The sequence below is a fragment of the Pseudomonas sp. s4 genome (assembly GCF_046764235.1).
GTDB classification, from domain to species: Bacteria; Pseudomonadota; Gammaproteobacteria; order Pseudomonadales; family Pseudomonadaceae; genus Aquipseudomonas; species Aquipseudomonas asiatica.
This window is the reverse complement of record NZ_CP177209.1, coordinates 3,981,578-3,997,856: the sequence shown is the minus strand read 5'-3', so window position 1 is coordinate 3,997,856 and position 16,279 is coordinate 3,981,578. Positions and strand designations below refer to the sequence as shown.

Below are 16,279 nucleotides of genomic sequence, written 5' to 3'. Positions count from 1 at the left end.
TCCGAACTGGTGGTCTGTGGGGCTGCGGGGATCAGTACTCGGCCAAGATCTGCCCGTCGCCACCGGTCACTGGTGGGCGTTGCGTCTGGGAGTGGTCTTCGGTTTCGCCCAGGCGCTTGACCAGCTCGTTGAAGTCCTTGGAAAGCTTGTCGTGATCGGCCTGGAGCTTTTCGCGCGCGGCTTTTTCCGCGCTGAAGGCTTCGGCCTGCTCGGCGCCATGGGTGGCGATCTGTTCGATCATCTCGCCCAGGGCGGCAAAGCTGGCGGCGTCCTTGCCTTCCTTATCCTTGCTCTTGCCGAGGAGATCACTGACCTTCTTGCCCAGCGAGGCAAACACGCTAGGGGTGTCGGTGATCTCTTCGAATTCGAGGGAGGTCTCTTCCGCCGCGGAGAACAGGTTGTCCTTGTCCTTTTTGCGGCTGGTCAGCGAACCGTGCTGGGCACTGAACGACAGCGCCTCGGTGCCCAGGCTGGCTGGGGTGTCGGTTACAGCGAGGCCAACCAGGTAGGCTTTTCCACTGTCGGCAAACTTCGGCTGTACCTCGATCGAGGTGTAAACCTTCTGGCCCGCCTTGTTGAGGGCCAGCAGCGCTTCGTTCGGTTCCAACTGGGCAAAGAGGCCCAGCTTCTTCACACCAGCGACTTCGACTTCTTCGGCTTTCAGCGCTACGACGTCGCCATACGCGCCGAACTCACCACCAGGCCAGGCCCACTTGATGTGCTCGCAGTTGATGCGGGCACCGTAGGTGTTGGGGCTGTAGGTGCTGGCCATGTCCTCGATCCAGCTGCGCTCGATGTTGCGGCCATCGGTGGTCGCGCCTTCGACGGCGATGCGGGTCCATTTGGAGCGGAACTTCTTGGCTGGGGCTTTGGTGCTGTCGGACATGCAGGGAATCCTCATGGCGGTGGCGTTGTGCCTTGCGATGAGGGGCATGGTCCGCAGCCGGCGGAGTCACGGCAACGCGCTGGACTTGTAGGCCTGGAGGCTACAGTGGGTGCCAGTGGGTGAACGCGCGCGCGAGCGGCAGCATCGGCGCCATGAACACTACCGCCCAACCCACAATGGATCCGCGCCGCCAAGCCAAGTTCATGTATTGGACCGGTTGGCGCATCACCGATATTGCCGATTATCTCGACGAAAAAGAGAAGACCGTCCACAGCTGGAAGGCTCGAGACGAATGGGATCGGGCCGACAACGTCGAGCGCATCGGCGGCGCCCTGGAGGCGCGACTGGTGCAGCTGATCCTCAAGGACGGCAAGACCAGCGGCGACTTCAAGGAGATCGATCTGCTCCATCGCCAGCTGGAGCGGCAGTCGCGCATTCAGCGCTACCAGGGCGGCGGTACCGAAACCGACCTCAACCCGAACATTGCCAAGCGCAACGAAGGGCCGAAGAAACAACCCAAGCGCAACGAGCTGGACGAGGACCAGATCGAGCAGCTGGTCGATGCTTTCCGCGACAGCTGTTTCGATTACCAGCTCGACTGGTACCGGGCGGGTAACCAACGCACCCGGATGATCCTCAAGAGCCGGCAGATCGGAGCCACGTTCTACTTTGCCCGGGAAGCGCTGATCGACGCCATCACGACCGGCCGAAACCAGATCTTCCTGTCGGCAAGCAAGGCCCAGGCCCACCAGTTCAAGACCTACATGCAGGCGTTCCTCAATGAGGTGCTGGGTATCAAGCTGACCGGTGACCCCATCGTGCTCTGGAACAACGCCGAGCTGCACTTTCTGGGTACCAACTTCCGCACCGCCCAAGGCCGGTCCGGAAATTTCTACTTTGACGAATTCTTCTGGGTGCACGGCTTCGCCGAGATCAACAAGGTGGCCTCGGGCATGGCGCTGCACAAAAAGTGGCGCAAGACCTACTTCTCGACCCCGAGCAGCATGGCGCACCCGGCCTACACCTGGTGGACTGGCGAGCGGGTCAACAAGGGCAAGCCTACCGCCCAGCACATCCAGCTGGATGTGACCCATGAGGCTTTGCAGCAGGGCCGGCTGTGCGAGGACAAGATCTGGCGGCAGATCGTCACGATCATGGACGCCGAGGCCAGGGGCTGCGACCTGTTCGATCTGGATGAGCTGCGACTGGAGTACGACGCGGCAGCATTCCAGAACCTGCTCATGTGTCAGTTCGTGGACGACGGCGCGAGCATCTTCCCTCTGAGCATGTTGCAGCCCTGCATGGTGGAAAGCTGGGACTGGCCTGGATACAGCCCATTCGCTGCCCGGCCATACGGTGAACGGCCGGTGTGGGTGGGTTACGATCCGGCGGAAACCGGCGACTCGGCCGGTCTGGTGGTGGTGGCGCCGCCGCTGGTACCGGGCGGGAAGTTCTTCGTCCTGGAGAAGCATCAGTTCCGCGGGATGGACTTCAACTCCCAGGCTGAGACCATTCGGCAAATCACCAAGCGCTACAACGTGGCCTACATCGGGATCGATACCACGGGCATGGGCAGCGCCGTCGCGCAGCTGGTGCGCCAGTTCTTCCCGGCGCTGCGCACCTTCAGCTACAACCCCGAAGTCAAGACACGCTTGGTCATGAAGGCCTGGGACGTTATCAGCAAGGGCCGCCTGCAGTTCGATGCAGGCGCGACCGACATTGCCCAGTCGCTTATGGCCATCCGCAAGACCGTCACCCCAGGCGGTCGCCAATTCACATACACCGCGGGCCGGAATGAGGCCACCGGCCATGCCGACCTGGCCTGGGCGCTCTTCCACGCGCTGCACAATGAGCCGCTCGAAGGCCAGACCGCAACCAACACACGCATCATGGAGATCTTCTGATGGGCAACATCGTTCAGGCCGGCGCGGTGCCGGCGCCCGCTGGGGAGCTGCTGGCCAGCCCTGGCGCCCGAGCCGAGGCGTTCACCTTTGGTGATCCGGTACCAGTCCTGGATGGGCGGGAGATCCTCGATTACCTGGAGTGCTACGACAATGGCCGCTGGTATGAGCCGCCGGTATCGCTGGATGGCTTGGCCCGTTCCTCGAAGGCCAGCGTCTACCTACAGTCGGGCCTGATCTTCAAGCGCAACGCCCTGGCCCGGACGTTCATACCCCACAAGTTGCTGAGCCGTCAGGCCTTCGAGCAGATCGTCATGGACCTGGGCTGGTCGGGCAACCTGTACCTGGAGAAGCGCGACAACATGCTGCGCGACACCCTCGGACTTCGACCATGCCTGGCAAAGTACATGCGCCGCGGGTCCGATCTGCAGACCTACTACCAGGTGCGCGGCTGGCGGGACGAGCACGAATTCCGAGCGGGCAGCATCTGCCATCTGCGGGTGGCCGATATCAACCAGGAGGTCTACGGCCTGCCCGAGTGGTTGCCGGCGCTCCAGGCCGCGCTGCTCAACGAATCGGCAACACTTTTCCGGCGGAAGTACTACCAGAACGGCAGCCACGCCGGATTCATCCTGTACATGACCGATGCGGCCCAGAATGAAGACTTCGTCGACGACCTGCGCAAGGCAATGAAGAGCAGCAAGGGGCCAGGCAACTTCCGAAACCTCTTCATGTACGCGCCCAACGGCAAGAAGGACGGCATCCAGCTGATCCCGATCAGCGAAGTGGCGGCAAAGGACGACTTCGGCGCGATCAAGAACATCAGCCGCGACGATCAGCTGGCCATGCTTCGTATACCGCCGCAACTGATGGGAGTGGTGCCGCAGAACGCGGGCGGGTTCGGTTCAGTCCGAGACGCCACAGAGGTTTGGGCCATCAACGAACTGGAGCCCGAGCAGGCCAGGCTGCTTCAGATTAACGAGTGGTTAGGGGAAGAGGTGATCCGCTTCAAGCCCTACGAGCTGCCAACCGACAAAGTGAACTGAGGTAAATGAAACAGAAAAGCCGCCCATCAAGGCGGCTTTTTTGTGTCCCGAGGGACCGGAAATGTGTGGGGCTTCGGTATGCAAAACCCCAGCAAATCTTACCACTTGGGCACCTTTCAAGCCACTGATTTAGTCGACTTGGCCCAATGTTTCCGGGGGTCACAGCACTGGGTAGATTGCTGGTGGCGGGCGATTCTGGTTTGGGGCCTGGCCGCCCCATGTGGAGAAGCCACCCTGTCGATGGAGGTTCGCTTCCATGCACGCCTGTGCCCGGGCAACCTTGAGGTCTTGAAGCAGAGCGATGACCTGCTGGTTCAGCGCCCAATTGATGTCAATCAACTTCTGCATGTCCTCGCGCGCTTTGGCGAGCTGCTGCCACGCCTGCTCACTTTCATGCCTGAGCAGCACGACCTGGTGCGCAGCCATTTCTTCGTGGCTGGGCATCCCCTGCTCGAACCCATCGTCATCAATCAGCACCGTGTCATCCTCTCGCCGAGCACTGTATGTGCATACAGTATCAGGTGCGCCCCTGCCTGGCGAGGGGGTAGTCGGCCAGTGCGACCAGAACCCGGCGCGCGCCCTCGTCCCCACGCCACGCCTGCGGGCTAAACGTGTCGGAATTTCTGCGCACCTGCACGACCGCCAGCTCAGCGCAGTTCCTGGGCGGCCGGGTAGGTATGGGGGAGGGCGCGCTTCTGCGAATCCCTGCAGCAAGGCCCATTTTGGCGGGGATAGGAGTCGCTTCCTTCCATTTTTAGGGAGACCCATCAAAAAAAGGTAATTTCGGTTAGGAGGGGGGTGTAACACCCCTGCAAGCCTTATGGGACAAGGGTTTGAGCGATTACCAAAAAAGGTAATTTAAGGTAAGGAGAAAGGTAATTTTTCCGTAAGTGCTTGATTTTAAAGGGTATGGTTTTTCCCTTACACAACCAGGCATGGAGGTAATCCAATTACCTTTCAATTACCAAAAAATTACCTTTTTCAAAATCCCTGTGGCCCTTGATTTACGTGGCCTCCAGAGCATTTCCAGATCTCAATTACCAAAATTACCTTTTTTTGAGGGGTCAACCTTAAACGGCGGCTCCCTATGGGGAAGCACCCTGGCAGGGTGGCGTGCACACCCACCTTGGGAACACTCTGGGAACAAAAACGCTCACAAACGCTCTCTCCTGCCCACAGAAATCAAGGCCTCCAGCCTATCTGCCGCCATTTCGTTGAGTTCGAATCTCTACGCTTCCGCCATATTCAAAGCCCTGATTATTCAGGGCTTTTTGCGTTTCTGGGGCATAGGAAACCATCCACGGGACCATCCGTGGGAATGGTTTGTTTCGGCGCTTCCGATACTTCTTGCTTGGTCGGTTTCGCCAAGGCTCCAACTTACCTGGCTTCATCCCATTCTTACAGGCACGAAAAAGCCCGCCGAGGCGGGCTCCTCGCTTGCTACTGAGCGCTAGCCGCAGCCTCTCAAGCCAAATTGCATTACTGACAACTGCGCGGAAATCGGATCCGTAGGCTGGACCCAACCTTGCTCCACATCAGTAGCCTGCAGGCGTTTGATGCAGGCGTGGTCATGCCCGCTCCCGCAGGTTTTATTGCAGGGTCACTGGCTTCATGTCATCCGGTAATTGACGAATAGCTGCCTCTATCCGCTCGATCGGTGCCGCAAGTTCGTCCGCCTCCTTGTCCTTGCCCTCCCTTCTCAGGCGGTCACGCTCAAGGCGCAGGTTAAGCAAATTCTTCTGTAGTTTCAGGGCCGAGGTATTGAACGGATCCATGCTTTTCTCATGCTGTAGGCTTCCGTGCCGCTGTAGGAAAACTGGACCGTAGCAGTTCGAATTTGCTGGAGAAACTGATGTTTCATACAGGCAAATCCCACTACATAGATTCTTCCTACATTGCGCGGTAAAAGATCCTACAGTCAGCGTTTCAAATCATGTCTTTCAAACCCTCCTGAGCCCGCATGGTAGGTGGCGATGATAGGTGTTTGGCAATGCAGGCCCTCAAGGCGGATTGATCCAGAGGCTGCAGTGCTTTTCGAAACCTTATGTAGCAATTGCCGCCCCGCGCGCTACAGGTGGTCCGCATCCATCACCGCCTAGGTGAATGTCTGAGGCGCTTCCTGCGGCAAGTTGTTAAGCGGGTCGAAGTCATCCGCCGCTGTAGCGGCTGGCTGGGGCTGCTGTGCTGCAGCCGTGGTGATGTCCGCCGTCAGCAGGCCAGGTGGCAGCAGGGTACAGGCGAGCAGTGTACGGCTGAAACGGTGTGGCAGGGTGGTGGTCGAGTGGCGGGTAGACATCGGGCATCTGCGCCCATCCGCTTCGCCAAGAGCAGGTGTAGATGGTGCGCCCGCTCAATGGCTGGGTCTGGTGTCGCCGCCATGGCAATGACGAGTTGGCTGGTTGCCTGCGCAGAAGCTTCAGCGGTTGACCTGAAGCGAGTCACCGATCAGAACCTGCTCCGTGCGCAGGATGCGCGCGTAATCCAGAGCCAGGTTGCTCAACGACAGCGCATGTACATCCTCCGCCGGCCAAAGCCGGCCTTGCAGGTCGTGCTGGTCAAAGGTGAAGCAGGCATCTTCCACCACCACCACATCGAAACCGAGATTGCCCGCCGAGCGTGCGGTGGATTCCACGGAGTTGTTGGTAATTACCCCGGCGATGACCAGTGCGTTGATGCTGCGCGCATGCAGCCAGCGCTCCAGGCCGGAGTTGGCGAAGGCATCGGGCACATGTTTGTCGAACACGGTTTCGCTGGCCAGTGGGGTAAATGCGGGCTGGAATTCGCAACCGGACTGGCCCGGCCAGAACACCGAGTCTACCGAGCGGGACAGGTGGCGCACATGGATCACCGGGCGTCCTGACCGACGCCACGCAGCCAGCAGATCGCCTATACGCAGTTCGGCCTCAGGGTTGTTGCGCCGGCCCAGGCGCGGGTGGTGGATACCAATCTGAAGGTCGATCAACAACAAGGCAGCGTTGGTCGCGAAAGCGGTCATGAAGGGATGGCACTCCTGGCAGGTTCGAGCGCTTGACCCTAGCACAGCGTGGATGACTGCAAAAATTGCTGTCACGCGTAAGGGCCAGATGCGCCGCTCTTGTGGGAGATGGCCCAGCTCTTTGGGCTGCGCTGTCGCGTAGATAACTGAAATTGCAAGCAATCCGCGTACCCGGTGGGAGCGGCTTTAGCCGCGAAGAATCCAACGCGGTGCATGGCACCGGCTGCGCCGGTGTTCGCGGCTGAAGCCGCTCCCACAGGGCCCCTGCTAATTCAATGAGTTATGTGCAGTTCTATGGGAGCGGCGCCTTGTGTCGCGAAAGGGGTGCGCAACGGCCTCAGGTTTTCGATGCATCCCTCAAGATTGCCGGGGCCGCCCTGCGGCCCTTTCGCGACGCAAAGCCGCTCCCACAAAAGAACCGGTGCCTCACATCTGATCCGCTTTTTTTCCATAAAGCTGAATCTGTAACGGTATCAGCCCAAGCCCGACAATATGCCCATTCCCGCATCACACTTGTAGAGGTTCCAATGGGCAAGCTCGCGCTATTCCTGGGTGGTTTTCTGCTGCTGACCATTCTGATCGGTATCCTTGGCACCATTCCGCCAAGCTGACGTTCACCACACCTATCCCTCGCGGCCTGCCTGTCCTTCGGGCGGGCCCATTCCTCTTCATTGTTGGCCGATTCACCCTACCGATTTGTACGATAAGTCATTCTTTGCACTGGGAAAACTGTCCACAAAAAACGTGGGTAGGTCTGTGGATAAAGTTCTGCAAGCCAAGCCTGTGGCGGGCTCTGTCAAATTGAGCAGAAATTGAACAGCCGTTTCAGGGCGTTGTTTCAGTAGGCCAGGCCGGCGCGGCGCAGGGCTGCCAGCAGGTCGCGTACCCGCGCCGGCAGCTCGCCGGCGGGGTACACGGCATGCATCTGCGGGTCCCGGCCGTTGCTGGAGGTCAGGCGGTACTGCGGGCATACCCGCACCAGCCGCCCGGCCTTGACCTGCGCTTCGCCGACCCAGGCGGCCAGGCGGGCGATACCGGCGCCGGCCAAGGTGCTGTGGTACACCGCGTCACCTGAGTCCAGGCGCAGCCTGGGCCTGGGGCGCAGGCTGGTGATCTGGCCGTCGCGGCAGAAGTGCCAGGCCTTGAGGATGCGCGGGGCGGTGTGCAGGATCAGCGCGTGGCCCTCGAGGTCCTCGGGTTGTTGTGGCGTGCCGGCCAGTGCCAGGTATTCAGGGCTTGCATACAGGTGACGCTGGTAATCCCACAGCGGGTAGCCGATCAGCTCGCTCGACTGTGGGAAGGCACCGCGCACCACGAAGTCGAACTTGCCTTGCAGCGGGTCCAAGGCCCCGTCGCTGTACTGCACGTCCAGGGTTACCTGGGGGTGGCAGCGGGAAAACTCGGCAAGCACCTGGGGCAGGACATGTTCGCCCAGTACCTGCGGCACGGCGAAGCGGATCCAGCCTTGTGCACTGCCGCTGAGCGCGGCCAGTTCGTCGGCGGCATCACGTTGCACATCCAGCAAGCGTTCGGCGTGTGGCAGCAGGCGCTCGCCGGCTTCGGTCAGGGTCACGGCATTGGCGTTGCGGTTGAGCAGTTTGCTCCCGGCGTTGTCTTCCAGGGTTTGTACCGCGCGGGTTACCGCGCTGGGGGAGCGCCCCAGGGCGCGGGCGGCGGCGACGAAGCTGCGCTTGTGCGCCACGCTGACGAACGCCTGGATTTCCCGCAGCATGTCCAATGCCATTGCTTGCTCCTCGTTGCAGTTTTCGCAATATGGCATTTCAACACAAGCGCGGCACTTTGATTAGCCTTGCAGGCGTCTTCACTGCCTGGAACCGCGTCATGATGGATATCGCTGTGCTTTCCGTGTTCGCCTTCGCCGCTGGGCTGATCGACGCCGCCGTGGGTGGCGGTGGGCTGATCCAGATTCCGGCCTTGTTCAACGTGCTGCCCACCGCGCAACCGGCGGCATTGCTCGGAAGCAACAAGCTGGCGTCGGTGTGTGGCACGGCCTTCGCTGCGCGTTCGTTCATCCGCAGGGTGACGCTGGACTGGGGGTTGATCGTGCCGGCAGCGCTCAGTGCGTTCGTAATGTCGTTCGCCGGTGCCGCCACGGTGTCGCTGGTGCCGCCCAGCGTGATGCGCCCGGCGGTGCTGGTGCTGATCGTGCTGATGGCCATCTACACCTTCTGCAAGAAGGACTTCGGCACGCTGCACAAACCCACAAGGATCGGCCGCAAGGAGCAGTGCCTGGCGGTGCTGATCGGTGGCGCGATCGGTTTTTACGACGGCCTGTTCGGTCCGGGTACTGGCAGCTTCCTGATCTTCCTGTTCATCCGCTTCTTCGCTTTGGACTTTCTGCACGCCTCGGCGTCGGCCAAGGTGGTGAACATCGCCACCAACCTGGCGGCGCTGGTGTTCTTCGTGCCATCAGGCAATGTGCTGTACGCCATCGCCTTGCCCATGGCGGCTTGCAACATCCTCGGCGCGCTGACCGGTACCTGGCTGGCGGTGCGCAAGGGCGCGGGCTTTGTGCGTGGGTTATTCCTGGTGCTCTTGTGCGTGCTGATCGCCAAGTTGACGTGGGACCTGCTGGGTGGCTAGTTCACATCGCCTGGCGTTGTGGCTCGGCCTGTTCGACGCGATTGCGGCCATGGGCCTTGGCGCGGTACAGCGCCTGATCGGCGCGTGCCAGCAGTTCATCGAGGGTGGGGGCCGGCATGTCGGCGGCACAACCGGCCAGGCCGATACTGACGGTAATCTGCAGGGACTGGCCGGCCTGCATCACATGCAGGTCCTGCACCGCACGGCGCAGGCGCTCGGCAGTGAACTTGGCCCGATCTGGCGCCAGGCCCGGTAGGACCACGACAAATTCCTCGCCGCCCAGGCGAGCGAACAGTTCACCATCGTGCAACTGGTCCTGCAGGGTGCTGGCGAACTGGCGCAGCACCTGGTCACCGACCGCATGGCCATGGACATCATTGATCGACTTGAAGTGGTCGATGTCCAGCATCATCAGGGTCAGCGGCAGCGCCTGGGCGTGTTGCTGGCGGCTTTCCAGCAGCGCGTTGGCGCGGCGGGTGAAGGCGCTGCGGGTGAGCACACCGGTGAGGTGGTCGATGCTGGCCTGATGCGCCAGGCGGGCCATCAGGCTGCGGTTTGCCTGGCTGACGCAGGCCACCACCAGCGGCCCGAGCACCAGCATGGCGATGCCCAGGCGCGCCGACATCAGTGTGGTCACTCCGGGCTCGCTTTGCGGCACGCTGAAATGCATGAGGTTTTGCGCCACCGCCACGATCAGCGTGCTGCCAGCGGTGAGTGTCAGCAGAGAAACCAGGAACGGTGAGTAAGTCCAGGCGCACCACAGCAGCGCGGCAATCGGGAAGGCAATGGCCCCGGGGCCGCCGAAGGCAATGCTGAACGCCAGCGAGGCCAGCAGCACCAGCAACGGCGCCAGGCGGATGGCCTGGGCGCCACCGCGCACCAGCGCTCGTGCCGTAGGGGCTGTCAGCAGCACTGGCAGCACCAGCACGCTGGTCGAGAACTGTTCACTGAACCAGGCCAGCCAGGTGGCGCGCAACGACTGTTCGAACCACGGCGCGGCCACTGCCGCCGCCATGCTGGCAGCCACTATTGCCCCGGCGGCACTGGCGCCGAACACGCTGAGGACGCCGTGGGGAGTACGCATCCGTCGGTGCAGGCGTGGCAAGCGCGAGAGCATCAGCCAGAGGGTGACCACCACGCCCAGGTTGCACAGGTTGAACCACAGGGCAGGCACCCAGGCGCTGCCGCACAGCAGGTCGGCGCCGACCATGGCCAGCCAGACCAGGGTAAACCCCGTCAGCGTGGCTTGGCGGGGGTAGCGCAGTAGCACCCCAGCCAGGACCGCATTGACCGGCCAGAACAGCGACAGGGATTCGATCGGGCGGGCCAGGATGCCGCCCAGGGTCAGGGCGAAGGTCAGGCCGAGTAGAACGACGTAGTGCAACAAGCGCGATTGGGCTGGAAAAACCATGGGCTCGACCGGCAAGGCGGGAACGAAATCCAGGACAACGGCTTGAAGCACCTGGGGCAATTGCGCATAAGTGTGTTTCGTCAGGGGACTTGATGTCAATCTGCCGCGATCGGTCGAGATAATGCCAAATTGCCTTCATTCGTAGCCAAACCCTACAGCCCAAAGAACCACGGCACCATCAACACGGTCACCAGCATCACCAGTATGGTGAACGGCACGCCAACTTTGACAAAGTCAGCGAAGCGGTATTGCCCCGGGCCAAGTACCAGGGTGTTCACCGGCGATGACACCGGCGTCATGAAGGCCGCCGAGGCAGCCAGCGCCACGGTCATGGCAAACGGGTAGGGCGAAATGCCCAGCTGCGTGGCGGTGCTGACGGCCACGGGTGCCATCAGTACCGCAGTGGCCGTGTTGGAGATGAACAGGCCGATCACCGCCGTGACCGCGAACAGGCAGGCGAGGATGGCGCTGGGGCCGGCACCGCCCAGCACGCTGACCAGGCCGCCCACTGCCAGGTCGATGCCGCCGGTTTTCTGCAGTGCCTGGGCAAAGGGCAGCATACCGACGATCAGCACCAGGCTTTGCCAGTGGATGGCCCGGTAGGCGCTGTTCATGTCGATGCAGCGGCCTGCGCCCATCAGCAGGCAGCCGATCAGCGCGGCAATGACATTGGGGACCGCGCCGCTGACCATCAGCCCGACCATCACCGCCAGGCTCAGCAACGCCTGTGGTGCGCGGGTGCGGGCGGGCGCGACCAGGTCGATTTCTGCGGGCAGGCTCAGTACCAGGAAGTCCTTGGGCTTGCTTTGCAACTGGCGCACGGCTTTCCACGGGCCGACTACCAGCAGGGTGTCGCCCAGGCGCAGCTTTTCTTCCACCAGCTGTTCTTCGATCGCCACCTGCTCGCGGCGCAAGCCGACAACGTTGAGGTCGAAGCGAGTGCGAAAGGCCAGTTCGAGGATGCTCTTGCCGAGCAGTTTCGAACCTGGTGGCAGCAATACCTCGGCCATGCCCAGCTCCTGGGACTGGTCAATGAAGTAGGCGGCCTTGAAGTGCAGCGGCTCCAGCTGCATGGTCTGGCACAGGCTGCGCAGGTCGTCGCGGTTGGCGAACAGGTCGAGCAGCAGCACATCGCCCTGGTGCAGCACGGTGCTGGAGTCGGCGGCGATCACCCGCGTGGTGAACTTGTGCTGGCGCTCGATACCGATCACGTTGGCGCCATGCCGGGTGCGCAGCTCCAGCTCGCCCAGGGTATGACCGATCAGCGGTGAATGGGGGCGGATGCGCAGGCGCCGTTCACGGCCATTGAGCTTGTAGTCCAGCACCAGGTCCAGCAGGGTGCGGCGGCTTTCCACGCGGCCGTCCTTGCGCACTTCGCCATTCAGCCAGTGCCGGGTCAGCAGCATGTAGCCGATGCCCAGCACCAGCACCACCAGGCCGAACGGGGTGAAGCTGAAGAAGCTGAAGCCCGCTTCGCCATGGCGTACCAGCTCGCTGTGTACCACCACGTTGGGCGGTGTGGCCACCAGGCTGAGCATGCCGCTGATCAGGCCGGCGAAAGCCAGCGGCATCATCAGGCGGGCGGGCGAAAGCTGCAGGCGTGCAGCGATGCTCAGCACCACCGGAATGAAAATGGCCACCACGCCGGTGGAGCTCATCATCGAACCCAGCCCCGCCACGGCTACCATCAGCAACACCAGCAGGCGTGCCTCGCTGTTGCCGGCCCGCTCGCTCATCCATTCGCCGATACGGTAGGCAATGCCGGTGCGCACCAGGCCTTCACCGATCACGAACAAGGCGGCGATCAACACCACGTTGGGGTCACTGAAACCGGCCAGCGCCTGCTCCACGGTGAGGATGCCCGACAGCGGCAGGGCGAGGATCACCAGTAGCGCGACCACGTCCATGCGTGGGCGGTTGATGACGAACAGGGTGATGACGATGGCCAGCAGGCCGAGGACCCATAGCAGCTCTTGGTTCATGGGGAGGGGGTGTTCCTTCACACGGGGGCACGATAGACAGTAGCAGCCAGTGTGCCGGATTGTGCTGAAGGGGGTGTTGATGTACTGCAGGGTTTGCAAAACAAAAGGGGCCGCATTGCGGCCCCTTTGTCACTGGAATCAGTGACGGTGACGGTGGTGCTTGCCGTTGTTGTCGCCCAGGTGGTTGCCGATGGCACCACCGGCCGCACCACCCAGGCCGGCACCCACGGTGGAGCCGGTCTTGCCGCCCACCGCGCCGCCCAGCAGCGAACCGCCCGCCGAGCCCAGGCCACCGCCAATGGCGGCTTCGGTACGGTTGCCCTTGCGTGCACCTACCGCACTGCCGGCTGCGCCGCCGAGGCCGGCGCCGATGGCCGCCCCCGTTTTGCCGCCGATCTGTTGACCGACAACGTTACCCAGAACACCACCCAGGCCACCGCCAATGGCGGCGGTACCGTCACCGGCGAAAGCGCCCTGGCACAGCAGCAGGCCGAGGGCAAGGGAAGGCAGAGTCAGACGCATGATACGAACCTCAAAGGAATCATCAGGTTAAGGTGCCGCGCAATGGGCGGCGGGCCAGGGTTGAAAAAGACGTTTCAGCGGTAGTAGCGGTCACCACGATATCGACGATAGTCATCATCATCGTCGTCGCGGTCATGCCGATGGTGGTGGCGATGGTCACGGTCACGGTCACGCCAGCCATCGTCGTCGTCATGGTAGCGATGGCTATGGCACCCGGCAGTCAGCAGGACAACAGCAATCAGCGAAAGGCTTGCAAGACGGGTCATCACGATATAGGTCCTTGATCCGCAATGGTTTACGGCACACCTCCTGAGACTGGAAAGGATCCATTTGGTTTCGCTGGCAGGCAAAAAATTGTCGTGCCAGCGAGAGCGGCGGGAGTGAAGAGTGTTGAATCAGCGGGCTGGCTGGATCGCCAGCACCACACCGTTGGTGATCTGCACCAGCACGTAGCGCCCACCCATGTTTACCCAGTGGCTTTCCTTTTCCGGTGCTGGCAGGCCCTTGGCTTTCCAGTCCTTGATAGCCTGGTCATCGCGTTTGTACTGGTCGGGTGCCTTGTCGCCGACCTTGAGCTCTCGGTTGTGGGTTTCTGGTGTGGTGACGCTTTCTTCGTTGGAGGGGGCTGCGGTGGCAGCCAGGGGCAGGCTGGCAAGGACGGCGAACAGCAGGTGGTGCAGTTTCATGGTTATCTCCTTGTGACGGAATGCCTTATCTGCGACAGCCACCTGAGCGCGACAATTCACTCGCGATGCTTGCCAGTGCTAGAGTCGCCTTCTTTTTTATCCTGAGGATGGAACATGCGTGCGATTCTGCCGATGGCCGCGGCGTTGATGCTGGTCGGTTGTGCTTCTGCGACCATGGAAACGGCCCGAGGCGGCAAGCCGACCGCGCAGCTCGACTCGCACAAGGCGCCAGAGCTGGTGGCCCAGTGCATCCAGTTCAGCTGGCAGGAAGAGAAGGTATTCGGCGACGACGCCAGTGGTTATCTGGAACCACGCAAGCAAGGTGGCTTCACCGTGTATACCCGTGAGGCCGAGGCGTTCGTGGACGTGTACCCGCAGATGGGTGGGGCGCGGGTGGATTACTACGCGCAGAAGAACGACGGTGTGGCCCTGCAGCGCCGGGCGGCGGCGGCGACCTGCCTGTAACGGCTGGCGACTTCACATGGCTGGTTGACTTGGCAGGGGCTCTGTGGGGTCGGGTGGGAGCGGGCGCGCCCGCTCCCACAGTGACCGCGCCAGCTTTACAATTTTTAGCAAGGCAGTCCTGTCGCAGGGAGATTGGTGGGGGCTAGCATGAGCCCCCACGAATCAAGGAAGACACCATGGACCGCTCACTGCAACTCAACCGCGCCAGCTGGGACGAACGTGCCCCGCTGCACGCTGCTTCCAACGACTACGAAGTCGAACGGCTCGTCCAGCATCCCGAGTACCTTTCCGAAACCGTACGCTTCGACCTGCCATTGCTTGGCAATATCGACGGGCTCAACGCCGTCCACCTGCAGTGCCACATCGGTACCGATACCCTCTCGCTGGCGCGCCTTGGTGCCAAGGTCTGTGGCCTGGACTATTCCGCGGCTTCGCTGGCCGAGGCGCGTGCGTTGGCCCAGCGCTGTGCGGCACCCATCGCGTATGTCGAGTCCGACGTCTACGCCGCCGACAAGGTGTTGCCGGCCGGCACGTTCGACCTGGTCTACACCGGCATCGGCGCGCTCTGCTGGCTGCCTCGCATCGAGCCGTGGGCGCGTACTGTCGCGGCCCTGCTGAAGCCGGGTGGTCGGTTGTTCCTGCGCGACGGGCACCCGATGCTGATGGCAGTCAACGAAGACCACCAGGACCGCCTGCAACTCGAATACCCGTATTTCGAACACGAAGAGCCGACGGTGTGGCACAACGACCAAACCTACGTCGAAACCGAGCAGCGCCTTTCCCACACCGAAACCCACGAGTGGAACCACGGCCTGGGCGAGGTGATCAGCGCCTTGCTGGCCCACGGCCTGCAACTGACCGCCCTGGTCGAGCACCAGAGCATCCCCTGGGAGGCGCTGCCGGGGCAGATGGTCAAGGGCGACGACGGTGAATATCGCCTGCGCGAGCAGCCCGCACGCCTGCCCCTGAGCTACACCCTGGTTGCAGTAAAAGCCTGATCAGGACAGGTAGCCACCGTCGACATTGAGTGCGGTACCGGTGGTGTAGCTGGAGGCATCGCTGGCCAGGTACAACACGGCACCGGCCATTTCCTTGGGGTCGGCCACGCGCTTGAGCGGGATCTGCTGCAGCGCGGCGTTGAGGATGGCGTCGTTCTTCACCAGTGCCGAGGCGAACTTGGTGTCGGTCAGGCCTGGCAGCAGGGCGTTGCAGCGGATCCCGAACTGCGCGCACTCCTTGGCGAAGACCTTGGTCATGTTGATGACTGCCGCCTTGGTCACCGAGTAGATGCCCTGGAACAGGCCGGGTGAAACCCCGTTGATAGACGCCACGTTGATGATGCTGCCGCCACCATGCTCGCGCATCAGCTTGCCGGCCTCGACCGACATGAAGAAGTAGCCCCGGATGTTCACGTCCACGGTCTTCTGGAAAGCACCCGGGTCGGTATCCAGCACGTTGCAGAACTGCGGGTTGGTAGCGGCATTGTTGACCAGGATGTCCAGCCGCCCGAATTGTTCGCGGATGCTGGCAAACACCTGCTGGATCTGCTCCAGTTCACCGATGTGGCAGGCTACCGCCGTTGCCTTGCCACCGGCGGCGATGATGGCGTCAGCCACCTGCTGGCAACCGTCGAGCTTGCGGCTGGACACGATCACATGGGCACCTTGCTGGGCCAACAGGTGGGCGATGGCCTCGCCGATACCACGGCTGGCGCCGGAAACGAAGGCAATCTTGCCGTCGAGGTCGAACAGGTGGGTCTTGGACATGCTGTTTTCCTTGTT

19 protein-coding genes are annotated in these 16,279 nt (G+C 62.0%); 7 read left to right on the top strand and 12 right to left on the bottom strand.

The features are described 5' to 3' along the window. Nucleotides 1-31: 31 nt before the first annotated feature. Nucleotides 32-886, bottom strand: coding sequence for a GPO family capsid scaffolding protein (locus ACK56M_RS18600; RefSeq protein ID WP_411958894.1), 855 nt, complete (start codon nucleotides 884-886; stop codon nucleotides 32-34). Between the two features lie 152 nt (nucleotides 887-1,038). On the opposite strand from ACK56M_RS18600, the gene ACK56M_RS18595 reads away from it, so the two are divergent. Then, nucleotides 1,039-2,790, top strand: coding sequence for a terminase ATPase subunit family protein (locus ACK56M_RS18595; protein ID WP_411958893.1), 1,752 nt, complete (start codon nucleotides 1,039-1,041; stop codon nucleotides 2,788-2,790). Beyond that, on the top strand, nucleotides 2,790-3,833 hold the full coding sequence (locus tag ACK56M_RS18590; RefSeq protein WP_411958892.1) for a phage portal protein: 1,044 nt from the start codon (nucleotides 2,790-2,792) through the stop codon (nucleotides 3,831-3,833). The genes ACK56M_RS18595 and ACK56M_RS18590 overlap by 1 nt, the downstream gene beginning before the upstream one ends. 159 nt (nucleotides 3,834-3,992) lie before the next feature. On the opposite strand, the gene ACK56M_RS18585 is transcribed toward ACK56M_RS18590, so the two are convergent. After that, the gene (locus ACK56M_RS18585; RefSeq protein ID WP_411958891.1) at nucleotides 3,993-4,310 is read right to left on the bottom strand and encodes a hypothetical protein; all 318 of its coding nucleotides are present in this window, start codon (nucleotides 4,308-4,310) and stop codon (nucleotides 3,993-3,995) included. 413 nt (nucleotides 4,311-4,723) lie between these two features. On the opposite strand from ACK56M_RS18585, the gene ACK56M_RS18580 reads away from it, so the two are divergent. Next, nucleotides 4,724-5,287 (top strand): hypothetical protein, encoded by a 564-nt coding sequence (locus tag ACK56M_RS18580; RefSeq protein WP_411958890.1) that lies wholly within the window; start codon nucleotides 4,724-4,726, stop codon nucleotides 5,285-5,287. Between the two features lie 135 nt (nucleotides 5,288-5,422). On the opposite strand, the gene ACK56M_RS18575 is transcribed toward ACK56M_RS18580, so the two are convergent. From ACK56M_RS18575 to ACK56M_RS18565, 3 genes are all read right to left on the bottom strand, one after another. Next, nucleotides 5,423-5,608 carry a hypothetical protein gene (locus tag ACK56M_RS18575; protein ID WP_015270917.1) on the bottom strand — a complete coding sequence of 62 codons (186 nt, stop codon included), beginning with the start codon at nucleotides 5,606-5,608 and terminating at the stop codon, nucleotides 5,423-5,425. Between the two features lie 320 nt (nucleotides 5,609-5,928). Further along, nucleotides 5,929-6,129: a hypothetical protein gene (locus ACK56M_RS18570; RefSeq protein WP_013973221.1), complete on the bottom strand. Its 201-nt coding sequence runs from the start codon at nucleotides 6,127-6,129 to the stop codon at nucleotides 5,929-5,931. Nucleotides 6,130-6,249: 120 nt separating this feature from the next. Then, nucleotides 6,250-6,828, bottom strand: coding sequence for a cysteine hydrolase family protein (locus ACK56M_RS18565; protein WP_013973220.1), 579 nt, complete (start codon nucleotides 6,826-6,828; stop codon nucleotides 6,250-6,252). A 275-nt stretch (nucleotides 6,829-7,103) separates the two neighbouring features. Here ACK56M_RS18565 and ACK56M_RS18560 point away from each other — a divergent pair, with 275 nt between their 5' ends. Beyond that, on the top strand, nucleotides 7,104-7,439 hold the full coding sequence (locus tag ACK56M_RS18560) for a hypothetical protein (protein WP_137109024.1): 336 nt from the start codon (nucleotides 7,104-7,106) through the stop codon (nucleotides 7,437-7,439). Between the two features lie 227 nt (nucleotides 7,440-7,666). Here ACK56M_RS18560 and ACK56M_RS18555 read toward each other — a convergent pair whose 3' ends face one another. Further along, nucleotides 7,667-8,572 (bottom strand): LysR family transcriptional regulator, encoded by a 906-nt coding sequence (locus ACK56M_RS18555; RefSeq protein ID WP_054572110.1) that lies wholly within the window; start codon nucleotides 8,570-8,572, stop codon nucleotides 7,667-7,669. A gap of 98 nt (nucleotides 8,573-8,670) precedes the next feature. On the opposite strand from ACK56M_RS18555, the gene ACK56M_RS18550 reads away from it, so the two are divergent. After that, complete coding sequence (locus ACK56M_RS18550; RefSeq protein ID WP_015270913.1) at nucleotides 8,671-9,432, top strand: sulfite exporter TauE/SafE family protein; 762 nt, start codon at nucleotides 8,671-8,673, stop codon at nucleotides 9,430-9,432. 1 nt (nucleotide 9,433) lies between these two features. Here the strand turns inward: ACK56M_RS18550 and ACK56M_RS18545 are convergent, their stop codons facing one another. From ACK56M_RS18545 to ACK56M_RS18525, 5 genes are all read right to left on the bottom strand, one after another. Beyond that, a complete protein-coding gene (locus ACK56M_RS18545) occupies nucleotides 9,434-10,858 on the bottom strand; it encodes a GGDEF domain-containing protein (RefSeq protein WP_015270912.1) in 1,425 nt (474 codons plus the stop codon). Nucleotides 10,859-10,995: 137 nt separating this feature from the next. Beyond that, on the bottom strand, nucleotides 10,996-12,825 hold the full coding sequence (locus tag ACK56M_RS18540) for an SLC13 family permease (RefSeq protein WP_264209577.1): 1,830 nt from the start codon (nucleotides 12,823-12,825) through the stop codon (nucleotides 10,996-10,998). Nucleotides 12,826-12,963: 138 nt separating this feature from the next. Next, nucleotides 12,964-13,347 (bottom strand): glycine zipper domain-containing protein, encoded by a 384-nt coding sequence (locus ACK56M_RS18535; protein WP_013973215.1) that lies wholly within the window; start codon nucleotides 13,345-13,347, stop codon nucleotides 12,964-12,966. Nucleotides 13,348-13,421: 74 nt separating this feature from the next. Continuing rightward, entirely contained in the window at nucleotides 13,422-13,613 is a 192-nt protein-coding gene (locus ACK56M_RS18530; RefSeq protein WP_003257401.1) for a hypothetical protein, read from the bottom strand. A gap of 129 nt (nucleotides 13,614-13,742) precedes the next feature. Then, the gene (locus ACK56M_RS18525) at nucleotides 13,743-14,033 is read right to left on the bottom strand and encodes an RcnB family protein (protein ID WP_100412883.1); all 291 of its coding nucleotides are present in this window, start codon (nucleotides 14,031-14,033) and stop codon (nucleotides 13,743-13,745) included. A 114-nt stretch (nucleotides 14,034-14,147) separates the two neighbouring features. Between ACK56M_RS18525 and ACK56M_RS18520 the strand changes: the two genes are divergently transcribed. Further along, nucleotides 14,148-14,498 carry a hypothetical protein gene (locus tag ACK56M_RS18520; RefSeq protein WP_100412882.1) on the top strand — a complete coding sequence of 117 codons (351 nt, stop codon included), beginning with the start codon at nucleotides 14,148-14,150 and terminating at the stop codon, nucleotides 14,496-14,498. Between the two features lie 176 nt (nucleotides 14,499-14,674). Then, nucleotides 14,675-15,496: a class I SAM-dependent methyltransferase gene (locus tag ACK56M_RS18515; RefSeq protein WP_264209576.1), complete on the top strand. Its 822-nt coding sequence runs from the start codon at nucleotides 14,675-14,677 to the stop codon at nucleotides 15,494-15,496. On the opposite strand, the gene ACK56M_RS18510 is transcribed toward ACK56M_RS18515, so the two are convergent. Next, nucleotides 15,497-16,264, bottom strand: coding sequence for an SDR family oxidoreductase (locus ACK56M_RS18510; RefSeq protein ID WP_253139255.1), 768 nt, complete (start codon nucleotides 16,262-16,264; stop codon nucleotides 15,497-15,499). Nucleotides 16,265-16,279 lie beyond the last annotated feature (15 nt).

Coding starts and splice junctions, on each gene's coding strand:
- ACK56M_RS18550 (WP_015270913.1), top strand. CDS start 8,671: ATGATGGATATCGCTGTGCTTTCCGTGTTCGCCTTCGCCGCTGGGCTG.
- ACK56M_RS18595 (WP_411958893.1), top strand. CDS start 1,039: ATGAACACTACCGCCCAACCCACAATGGATCCGCGCCGCCAAGCCAAG.
- ACK56M_RS18530 (WP_003257401.1), bottom strand. CDS start 13,613: ATGACCCGTCTTGCAAGCCTTTCGCTGATTGCTGTTGTCCTGCTGACT.
- ACK56M_RS18515 (WP_264209576.1), top strand. CDS start 14,675: ATGGACCGCTCACTGCAACTCAACCGCGCCAGCTGGGACGAACGTGCC.
- ACK56M_RS18520 (WP_100412882.1), top strand. CDS start 14,148: ATGCGTGCGATTCTGCCGATGGCCGCGGCGTTGATGCTGGTCGGTTGT.
- ACK56M_RS18555 (WP_054572110.1), bottom strand. CDS start 8,572: ATGGCATTGGACATGCTGCGGGAAATCCAGGCGTTCGTCAGCGTGGCG.
- ACK56M_RS18535 (WP_013973215.1), bottom strand. CDS start 13,347: ATGCGTCTGACTCTGCCTTCCCTTGCCCTCGGCCTGCTGCTGTGCCAG.
- ACK56M_RS18570 (WP_013973221.1), bottom strand. CDS start 6,129: ATGTCTACCCGCCACTCGACCACCACCCTGCCACACCGTTTCAGCCGT.
- ACK56M_RS18575 (WP_015270917.1), bottom strand. CDS start 5,608: ATGGATCCGTTCAATACCTCGGCCCTGAAACTACAGAAGAATTTGCTT.
- ACK56M_RS18560 (WP_137109024.1), top strand. CDS start 7,104: ATGAGTTATGTGCAGTTCTATGGGAGCGGCGCCTTGTGTCGCGAAAGG.
- ACK56M_RS18525 (WP_100412883.1), bottom strand. CDS start 14,033: ATGAAACTGCACCACCTGCTGTTCGCCGTCCTTGCCAGCCTGCCCCTG.
- ACK56M_RS18590 (WP_411958892.1), top strand. CDS start 2,790: ATGGGCAACATCGTTCAGGCCGGCGCGGTGCCGGCGCCCGCTGGGGAG.
- ACK56M_RS18565 (WP_013973220.1), bottom strand. CDS start 6,828: ATGACCGCTTTCGCGACCAACGCTGCCTTGTTGTTGATCGACCTTCAG.
- ACK56M_RS18510 (WP_253139255.1), bottom strand. CDS start 16,264: ATGTCCAAGACCCACCTGTTCGACCTCGACGGCAAGATTGCCTTCGTT.
- ACK56M_RS18600 (WP_411958894.1), bottom strand. CDS start 886: ATGTCCGACAGCACCAAAGCCCCAGCCAAGAAGTTCCGCTCCAAATGG.
- ACK56M_RS18540 (WP_264209577.1), bottom strand. CDS start 12,825: ATGAACCAAGAGCTGCTATGGGTCCTCGGCCTGCTGGCCATCGTCATC.